The sequence below is a fragment of the Gemmatimonas sp. genome (assembly GCF_041689975.1).
In the GTDB taxonomy this organism is placed as follows: Bacteria; Gemmatimonadota; Gemmatimonadetes; order Gemmatimonadales; family Gemmatimonadaceae; genus Gemmatimonas.
Window position 1 is genome coordinate 1 of the sequence record NZ_JBDNFF010000161.1, and the last position, 7867, is coordinate 7867.

Consider the following 7867-nt stretch of genomic DNA (forward strand, 5'->3'; position numbering starts at 1 on the left):
ATCACTTCGATATTCTCGATTTCCTCAGGATTGAGGTCGTCGAGTCGCGACGGCGCCGATCCGCCAACGCCGATCGCCGAGCTGCCTGACGTCGCGGTCATGCGAACACCGTCGATGATGACGACAGGATCATTGCTGAGCGACAGCGAGGACTGGCCGCGAATACGGATACGCGAGCCGGAGCCGGTGGCACCTCCCGACACGACCTGCACACCAGCGGCGCGCCCTGAGAGCAGGCCACCCATGTTCGCGACCGGCAACTCGGCAATCTTGTCGGCGACGGCAATCTGGGTGGTGGAATTCGCCAGCTCCACCTTGCGCTGCTGACCGGTCACCGTGGTGACGACGGCAGAGAGCGAAAAGGCCGACTGCTTGATCTGGATGTCCGCGACCACCGGCGTGGCGCCGCTGACGGTGACCGTAAGCTTTGTCGCTTCGTAGCCGATGCGATTCACGTCGAGCGTGACGGCACCCGTTGTCGTGACGCGAAGCGAGTAGCGACCGTTGTCGCTGGTGAGGGTGCCGTTCTGTGTGCCGGACACCAGCACGCGAACCTGTCCGACGGGGTTACCGGAAGCGGCGTCAGTCACGCGGCCGGTAATAGTGCCGCCGGCAGCCTGCGCCTCCGCATTCGGAGCCGCAAATAAGGAGGCGCCGACAAGCCCGGCAAACAGGGCAAGGCGTGCGCATGCGGCAGCCAGTGGGCGGCGATAAACGGAATGAGGTAGCGAGCCAATTCGCTCGCTACGATCAGTCGCGACGGGTCCGAACAATCGCATCTCGTGACTCCCTCAGAGAGCTGGATCACTCAACGGCCACCTTGTGTGGCCGAACATGGCCACGGCCAACACAAATCGCACGCCGAACGGCGGGCGATCTCGTTGACCATGCCACTACTGTGCACGGGTGTCGAAACACCCGATTGGCGCAAGGGGAACAGGAGGACGCTGCGGAAATCGCGCATCGCTCCCGGGTGCGTGACGAGCACGCGGCGGGGACTATTGGTACAAGAAGCTAGTCAACCGGAACAACAGTCCAACCAATGAATCCGTCACCGATGGGTGCAGAGCACCCATCGCCATGATCGGATCGGTATCGGAACGATGCGGCCGGACTGCGAGAGGGTACGGCTCGGTGCGCCGCCTGTCAATATCGTAGCGCGATAGAAGTGCAATGAATGGAACATTCGGGCCCCTGTCCACGGACAACGCGTTCGCCTACAGGGATGAACAGCATTATGGCAAGACCGGTAGCGGCGGCGGCGGCGCAGGTAGCTCGAACTTTAGCGTCGACATGGTCGTCGAGTCGGAGACGAGCGGTGTCGTTCCCGCCGGCAATCCATTGAGCTTGAGGATGTAGCTCACCGAGTGCAGGTACTGCTCGGGCGTGAGCGTGCCCGGGGCGTCGTCCGGCATCGTGGTCCGAATCTGCTCGTACAGTTCGAACAGCGAACGACCGATCCACTTCGTGCGGAAGTCCGTGCTCGTGACATCCTTCGTTTCGTGACAGCTCGAGCAGGTGGCCGTCCAGACTTTCGCCCCCTCCTCCGCTTGCGCTTCGGTATACAATGTCGGGCTGTCGACCACGAACATCGCGGTGCGGAGCGGCGAGAGGGCGAGCGGCCGCTGCGCCGACATTCGGCTGCCACCGAACACGCTGGCGGCAACCACCGACGCGAGGAACGCGCCCGGAAGATAATTGCGGATCATCATATTCCTCTAACGTGTGTGGCGGGCGGAGCGCTGGCAAGATGTGATCGGAAGCACAGCACGGACATCGAGTGAATGCGGCGCATCAGGTCATCGTTCCGTGTAAAAATTGATTGCGATTACGCGGGCCAGTGGGCATCTTCGCCGCATGTCGATTACCCCGCCCGCCCCCGAATGTTTGGATTCCACCGAGTCGGACGCCTCGTCCCTGCCCCGTCGGGACTTTCTCAAGATCGCCGGCGTCGGTGCCGGCGCCCTGCTCGCCTCTGGCTGCGCCTCGGCCGGCGCCTTCGCCGCGGCCGCACCCGTGCGCGGCATCGAGCGTGGTCGCGCCAAAGACGGTGGCGTGGGACATGTGGTCGTGATCGGGGCCGGCGCCTGGGGAGGTTGGACTGCCTACCATTTGCGCGAGCGCGGCGCCCGCGTCACGCTCATCGATGCCTACGGCCCGGGCAACTCACGCTCCACCAGTGGCGACGAAACACGCGGCATCCGCTCGTCCTACGGCGACCGTGCCACCGGCGAGCTCTGGACACCGTGGGCGCGCGCGGCGATGGAACGGTGGCGGTTGTTCGAGAAGGAATGGGCGCCCGTGTTCCGGACGTCGTACTTTCATCAAACGGGCGACGTGATCATGCGCGCCACCGCCGAGCCGTTCATCACGAAGACGCTTGAGTTGTGGAAGGCGAACAACGTGCCGCACGAAGTGCTGAACGGCGCCGAGTTACGGAAGCGCTATCCGGTGATCAGGGCCGACGACATCACCATCGCCATCACCGAGCCCGACGCCGGCGTCGTGCGCTGTCGTGCGGCCACGCAGGCCGTGGCGGCGGTTGGTGGAAAAATGGGCGTAAAGCTGGTCATCAGCCGGGTACGTCCCGGACCGATTGTGAACGGCTCCATGGACGGCGTGATCCTGGAAGACGGCACCACCGTACGTGGCGACTCGTACGTATTCGCGTGTGGTCCGTGGCTGCGCAAACTCTTTCCCTACATGGAAAACAGGATGCGCATCCCGATCGGCGTGGCCTGTTACTTCGGTGTACCGGTGGCCGACTCGCGCTTCACGTTCCCCAATCTGCCCAGTTTCAATTTCCCCGGGGTGACTGGCTGGCCCGTGCTCCCGGTCGACTCGCGCGGCTTCCGCGTACGGGGGGCGATCGCACCGCCAGTGCCACCGGCCGGCGCTCCGGTAGCGACGCCGGCGGCTGTCGGCCCCGCCGCCGGTGCGCCGGTGCCGGCCGATCCGCTACAGCAGGACCCGGACACCAGCAGCCGCTGGGCCAGTCAGGAGCGTGTCGATGGGTCACGGCGATTCCTCGCGGCACGATTCCCGGCCCTCGCCAATGCCCCGCTGCTCGAGACCCGCGCCTGTCACTACGAATCGAGCGTGAACGGCAACTTCATCATCGATCACGTACCCGGCACGTCGAACGCGTGGATCGCCGGCGTCGGTCAGGCCGAAGGATTCAAGTTCGGCCCGGTGGTCGGGGAGTACGTGGCGCAGCGCGTGCTCGGCATTGCCGGTGACCCGAAGCTCGTGGCGGCGTTCAAGCTGCCGACCGAGGAATACGAGAAGCCGCCCGGTTGATGAGACGCTTCGCACTGCTCGCGTTCGCGGCGCTCTTCTTCGCCTATGAACAGTGGTCGTTCTACACGTGGATGCAGATGCACGGCACGGTTTCGGCCGGCCTCGCGCATGCGTGGATGACGCTCCGTCAGGATCCCATGGTGTTCATGGCCTGGAACGACATGGGCGTGTTCACCGCCATCGTGCTCGTGTGGCTGGCACGCGATCTGCGCGCCCGTGGCCGCGCCATCTGGTGGTGGCCGGCCACGCTCATCCTGGGGTGTCCGCCGCTGCTGGTGTATCTGGCAACCGGAAGCGACGCGTCTCCCCGTGCCGCAACACGCGGAATCGATCCAGCGGCAACCCGCGCGCGGTGAGCGCGGCCGAGAGATCGCGCGGCGGCTGATCGAGTGGCTCGTCGGTGAGCGCAAACGTGCCCCAGTGCACGCCGATCGCTTCCCTCGCGTTCACATCGAGCATCACCTGTACCGCTTCCTCAGGGTTCACGTGCTGCGTGCGCATGAACCATCGCGGCTCGTACGCGCCGATCGCGATCGCGGCCGCGTCGAAGTGCCCGAAGCGCGCACCGATCTCACGCGGCTCGTTCGAGTAGCCGAGATCACCGGAGTACCAGAATCGGAAATCGGGATGGACTATCGCCCAGCTGCCCCATAACGACTGGTTGCGGTCGAGCATCGTACGATTCGACCAATGCTGCACCGCCAGAAAGTGCAACTCGAGTTCGCGCGTGCGTCCGGGCCAGCGCACCACCTCATCCCACGCGCAGCCGATAATCCGAGCATCGCGAGCAGCGCGTGGCAGATTCGTGGCGAACCACGACTCGGTGCCGCGTGGCACGATGAACGCCGGCGCGCCACCGGTCTGCACCGCCACGTCACGCATCGAGCGTCGATCGAGATGATCGTAGTGGTTGTGCGACAACAGCACGGCGTCGATGCGCGGCAACTGGTCGGCGCGAAGCCCCGGTGGCTGATGACGCAGGGGACCGGCGAACCAAACGGGCGACGCCCGCCTGCTGAACACGGGATCGATCAGCAAATTCACCCCGTCGATCTGCAGCAGAAATGACGAGTGGCCGATCCACGTGAGTGCCGGCTCCTCGCGATTGGCGTGAATGAACGCCAGATCGGGCGCCATGCCCACGATCGGCTGCTCGGGCGGACGTGGCAGTCGGTCACGCGTGCGCTGCACCATCCACGTCCCGGCGCCCGCACCATCCACATTGATGCCGGAACGATTCGAATACGGTGGACCGCCCGGCGCGGTCACGCGGCCGACGACGGCGCCACGCGCCTCTTTTTGGCGCGCGCACGGAATGGCAGCAAAAACAGATACATCCCGGTGATCCATAATCCGAGCACGATCACGGCTGTGGGAAAGAACACTCCCAGCTTCATGAGCGGGTGGAAGAACGACCCGTCATGAATGCTCTCGATGAGGTCCGACCGACGATACGCCGACTGCAACAGTGCACCGGTGGCGAGGTCGAGCTGCAGCTCCCAATGCTCGACGGTCGCCACCTTCACAATGCCCTTACCGGGACGGACGTCGAGCCGATCGATGTCCGCCCACGTCGACACCTTCGCCTCGGGCACCGACTGCGCCGTGGCAAGGATCTGCTCCATCGTCACGGTTGGAACATGCACCGAGGTTTTCTGCTCGGGCGGCTGCACCCAGGAGAGCTGCTTCTTGAGTTGCAGCAGCAGACCCGTGCCGAGCACGATGACGAAGGGCAGCGCGACGGCAATCGAGCCCCAGCGGTGCAGCTTCCGATTCCAGATGCGTGGGTTGAATGACGTCACGGCCTCCGCTTACCCCACACCGGGGGCAACGGCTCCTTCGTGGCACGATCGTTCTTCCATGTGGACAGGAGACGCATGGCTTCCTGCACCGCGCGCTCCAGCTGCGGATCACGTCCGGCGATCACGTCCTTCGGAAAGTTCTCGACGTCGATATCCGGCGCGACGCCTTCGTTCTCGACCGCGAACTTGTCATCGCGCGAGAAGAATCCGAAACGCGGCGCGATCATCGAGCCGCCGTCCACGAAGTTCGGCGTGTCGGTGGTCGCCACCAGTCCGCCCCACGTCCGCGTACCGACCAGCGGTCCGAGCTGGCGACGCTTGAACATGTATGGCATCAGATCGCCGCCAGATCCCGCCATTTCGTTGATGATCATCACCTTCGGTCCCCAGATCCCGTTCGCGGGACTGGTGAATGGATAGCGATCACCGACCGGGTTGTTGAAATACCCGTCGTAGTCGCGTCCCAGAAGATCGACGATGTAGTCGGCCGCTGAGCCGCCGCCGTTGTAGCGCTCGTCGACCACGACACCCTGACGATCCTGCTGCGCAAAGTAGTAGCGATTGAAGTTGGTGTATCCCGGCTGACCCGTGTTCGGGAGATACACGTACGCCAGCTTGCCGCCCGACAGAGAATCCACCTGGCGACGATTGTGCTCCATCCATGCTCTGGAACGCAATCCCTGCTCGTTCGCGATCGGCAGCACGGTCACCGTGCGCGCGCCCTGCAGCTCGGGACGCGAGTTCACCGTGAGCACGGTCTGTCGGTTGGCCGTGCCATCGAGCAAGCGGAAAATGTTGTCGGGCGCGCGTAGCTCCACGCCATTGATCGCCAGCACGTAGTCACCCGCACTCACATTCACCCCGGGCACCGCGAGCGGCGCCCGCAGTTCCGGATTCCAACTCTCGGCGTCGTAGATGCGCGCCAGGCGGTAGCGACCGTTGTCGATCGTGAAGTCGGCACCCAGCAGGCCGCCGGTATTGGTCGGCACCTCGGGGATGTCGCCACCGCGCACGTACGAGTGTCCGATCGCGATCTCGGCACCCATGTTGTCGATCAGATAGTTCAGATCGGCGCGATGATTCACATGCGCCAACAACGGCTCGTACATCTGCTTGACCGCCGGCCAATCGGCGCCGTGCGCATTCTTCACATACAAGTTATTGCGCTGATTGCGCCAGCCTTCGTTGAAGATCTGACGGAACTCTTCACGAGGATCGATGTACGCGCGCAACGTGGCCGTGAGGCGACCGGTGCCGGCGACCGGCACGGCGCGGTCGGCATCCACCAGGTAGAGGCCACCCTGCGCACCGCCCGTGCGATACAACAGCTTCCGACCGTCGGCGCTCACCACGTATTGCGCTACACCGGTTACGAACGGGGCCGCGCGGCGTGTGGAGAGCTGGAAGCGAAACAACGTAGCGCCGCCGGGTGCACCCGCGCCTTCCCTGGCGGTTGCCGGTGTCCGCTCGACGAAGAACACCGAACCCGCCGGACCGGCGCGCAATTCGCCGTAGTCGCGCTCAGCCACGCCTGGCACCGCGATGATACGCTGCTGCATACCCTCGAAGTCGATGCGCACCGCACGAGGCGTGGGCGTCGGTCGCGCACTGTCGGCGCGTGTTGGTGCCACCGCCGGTGCCGAGGCAGCAGACGGCGCCGCCGCGCTATCGCCGCGCGTGCGCGCCGCTTCTTCATCGCTCTCCGGCAACAACGGGGACGCGTCGCTCTTGGCCAGCACGGTGAGATACAGTGACCGCGTTTCCGGACGATCGTACTTGGACATATCCAGCAGCGACGAGTTCAACGCAAAGTTGGTCGACGCCAGGAACCACAGGTACTTGCTACCCCCATCCCACGCCGGTGACGTGGCATCGGCCAGACCGTCCGTGATCTGCTGAACCGCACCGCCCTCCGTGTCGTACACGAAAATCGCGCGAAACAACGATTTGAGTCGCTTCGGATACGCCATGTAGCGCGAGTCGGGACTCCACACCGCGACGATCGAACGGTCGGCCATGAAGTACGGATCGGCATCGGCCACCTTGGCCTGGCCGCTCGCCAAGTCGACCATCCAGATCCGGAAGTGGGTATCTTGGAAGGCGATCTTCCGACCGTTCGGCGACCAACTCGGCGAATACGGACGGCTCGGCTCGGGCAGCGTGATCTCGCGACGCGCGCCCAATCCATCCTGCGGCGCAATCACCAGCTTGTACTCACCGCTGGCATCGCTGAAGTACGCGAGCGACTTGCCGTCGGGTGACCATATCGGCGCAATCTCCGCTGCGCCGCTCGTATTTGTCAGGTTGCGCACATCTCCCTTCTCAGCGGGGATCGTGAAGATCTCTCCGCGTGCTTCAACCGCCGCGCGCTTGCCGGTGGCCGACAACGCGAGACTGGTGATACGCGACGACACATCCTTCCACGACGCCATCATCCACGGGAAGTCGCCGGTCGCTGTGATGTTCACCACCTGCTCGCGGCCCGTTTTCGGATCGAGCGCATGCACATATCCGGCCTGTTCGAACACCACGGCGCCTGCCGATGCATCGAGGGACTTCACATCGAAGTCACGGAACTTCGTGACCTGCGCCAGCTGCTTCGACTTGGTGTCGTACGAGAATACATTCGACACGCCGTCACGATCCGACAGGAAATAGACGGCGTCGTTCACCCACACCGGGTCCATTTCTTTCGAGTTGGTGAACGGCGTCGAGTCGAGCGCGAAGCTTTTCAGGTCGAGAATCCAGATGGGCTTGTTCTGCCC

At 64.2% G+C, this 7867-nt stretch carries 7 protein-coding genes; 2 read left to right on the plus strand and 5 right to left on the minus strand.

The window, feature by feature from the left end; translation table 11 throughout:
* The coding region (locus tag ACESNG_RS10535; protein WP_373068888.1) for a carboxypeptidase-like regulatory domain-containing protein at nucleotides 1-590 on the minus strand (590 nt) is incomplete at its 3' end.
* 645 nt (nucleotides 591-1235) lie between these two features.
* Nucleotides 1236-1712 (minus strand): cytochrome c, encoded by a 477-nt coding sequence (locus tag ACESNG_RS10540; protein ID WP_373068890.1) that lies wholly within the window; start codon nucleotides 1710-1712, stop codon nucleotides 1236-1238.
* A 145-nt stretch (nucleotides 1713-1857) separates the two neighbouring features.
* Here ACESNG_RS10540 and ACESNG_RS10545 point away from each other — a divergent pair, with 145 nt between their 5' ends.
* Nucleotides 1858-3300 carry an NAD(P)/FAD-dependent oxidoreductase gene (locus ACESNG_RS10545; RefSeq protein WP_373057974.1) on the plus strand — a complete coding sequence of 481 codons (1443 nt, stop codon included), beginning with the start codon at nucleotides 1858-1860 and terminating at the stop codon, nucleotides 3298-3300.
* Nucleotides 3300-3656 (plus strand): hypothetical protein, encoded by a 357-nt coding sequence (locus ACESNG_RS10550; protein WP_373057976.1) that lies wholly within the window; start codon nucleotides 3300-3302, stop codon nucleotides 3654-3656. The genes ACESNG_RS10545 and ACESNG_RS10550 overlap by 1 nt, the downstream gene beginning before the upstream one ends.
* On the opposite strand, the gene ACESNG_RS10555 is transcribed toward ACESNG_RS10550, so the two are convergent.
* From ACESNG_RS10555 to ACESNG_RS10565, 3 genes are all read right to left on the minus strand, one after another.
* Complete coding sequence (locus tag ACESNG_RS10555) at nucleotides 3550-4569, minus strand: MBL fold metallo-hydrolase (RefSeq protein WP_373068892.1); 1020 nt, start codon at nucleotides 4567-4569, stop codon at nucleotides 3550-3552. The genes ACESNG_RS10550 and ACESNG_RS10555 overlap by 107 nt on opposite strands.
* Nucleotides 4566-5102, minus strand: a complete 537-nt coding sequence (locus tag ACESNG_RS10560; protein ID WP_373062539.1) for a PepSY domain-containing protein — start codon at nucleotides 5100-5102, stop codon at nucleotides 4566-4568. The genes ACESNG_RS10555 and ACESNG_RS10560 overlap by 4 nt, the downstream gene beginning before the upstream one ends.
* On the minus strand, nucleotides 5099-7867 hold a 2769-nt coding region (locus tag ACESNG_RS10565; RefSeq protein ID WP_373068894.1), incomplete at its 5' end, for a PDZ domain-containing protein. The genes ACESNG_RS10565 and ACESNG_RS10560, both read right to left, overlap by 4 nt.